Source organism: Frankia canadensis (genome assembly GCF_900197875.1).
GTDB lineage: Bacteria > Actinomycetota > Actinomycetes > Frankiales > Frankiaceae > Frankia > Frankia canadensis.
The window spans coordinates 1-1,291 of record NZ_FZMO01000439.1; the positions used below are offsets into that span (position 1 = coordinate 1).

Sequence of the window (1,291 nt, forward strand, 5' to 3'; positions counted from 1 at the left end):
GCACACGTCGGCGCCCGCCCGGGCGAGGCCGTCGGCCATGCCGAGGCCGACCCCGGAGTTGCCGCCGGTGACCAGGGCGACGTGCCCGGTCAGGTCGAGAGGATGGACGGGCGCGGTCACGCGGAACCTCCGTGGGGAACGCCGGCGAGCAGTTCACGCGCGACGATGATCTTCTGGATCTCGGACACGCCCTGCGCGATGTCGTAGAACACGGCCTCCCGGTACAGACGCTCGACGATCATGTCGCGGGTCAGCCCGTAGGCGCCGCAGACGTGCAGCGCGGCGCTCGCGGCCTCGCGGGCCGCCCGGGCCGCGACGAGGCGGGCCGAGGCCGCCTCCGCGGCGATGGACTGCCCGCGGTCGAGTCGGTCCGCACAGGTCAGCACCAGGGCCTCGGCGCCGAGCAGGTCGGCGGCAGCCGAGCCCAGCAGCGCCTGGATGGTCGGGAATCGCCGCGCGATGGGTGTGCCGCGGTGGGTGCGGGCCAGTCCGTAGGCGGCGGCCTCCTCGATCGCGCGGGCCGCGATGCCCACCGTGATGGCCGCGGTGCGGACCTTCCCGAACGCCTCGCCGGCGATCATCACGTCGAAGCCGCCCTCGACGGTGCCGACCAGCCCGCCGGCGGGCACGGGCACGTCGTCCAGGGCGATCGGTCGGGCCTCGGTGCCGCCGAACGACAGCACCTCGCTGGGCTCCCCGACCTGCCAGCCGGCGGCGTCGGTGTCGACCAGGAAGGCGCCCAGCGCCGTCTCGGAGGTGCGGGCGAACACCAGCGCGACATCGGCCTGGTCGGCGAACGAGATGAGCTGCTTCGCCCCGGACAGCCGCCAGCCGTCGCCGTCACGAACCGCTCGCGTGCTGATCTGGCGGGGATCCGAACCGGTCGCGGGTTCGGTGAACGCCCAGGCGGCGATCCGCTCGCCGGACACCAGGCCCGGCACGTACCGCTCGACCTGCTCGGGCGTGCCGTGCTCCAGCAGGGTCATCGCGACCTGGATCGTCGTCCCCGGGTAGAGGGCGGCGACCGCGCAGTGCCGGGCGACCTCAATGGTGGCGACGACGAAGGCGCGCACCGTGCCGCCATCGCCGCCGTACTTCTCCTCGAACGGCAGCCGGGTCAGCCCGATCGAACGCACCGCCTCCCACGCCTCACGGGAGAAGGCCTGCTCCCGGTCGAGCCCCGCCGCCAGCGGCGCCAGCTCGCGGCAGGCCTGGGCGTCAACGGCGGATCGCAGCTCCTCGAGCTCCGGCTCGACGCTGATTCTCAACGCGCACACGCTCCATAGGTCGA

The 1,291-nt window shown here is 73.9% G+C and carries 1 protein-coding gene; it reads right to left on the reverse strand.

Going from position 1 to position 1,291, the window contains the following annotated elements; translation table 11 throughout:
* Window positions 1–116: 116 nt before the first annotated feature.
* On the reverse strand, window positions 117–1,291 hold a 1,175-nt coding region (locus C1A33_RS25550; protein ID WP_207770500.1), incomplete at its 5' end, for an acyl-CoA dehydrogenase family protein.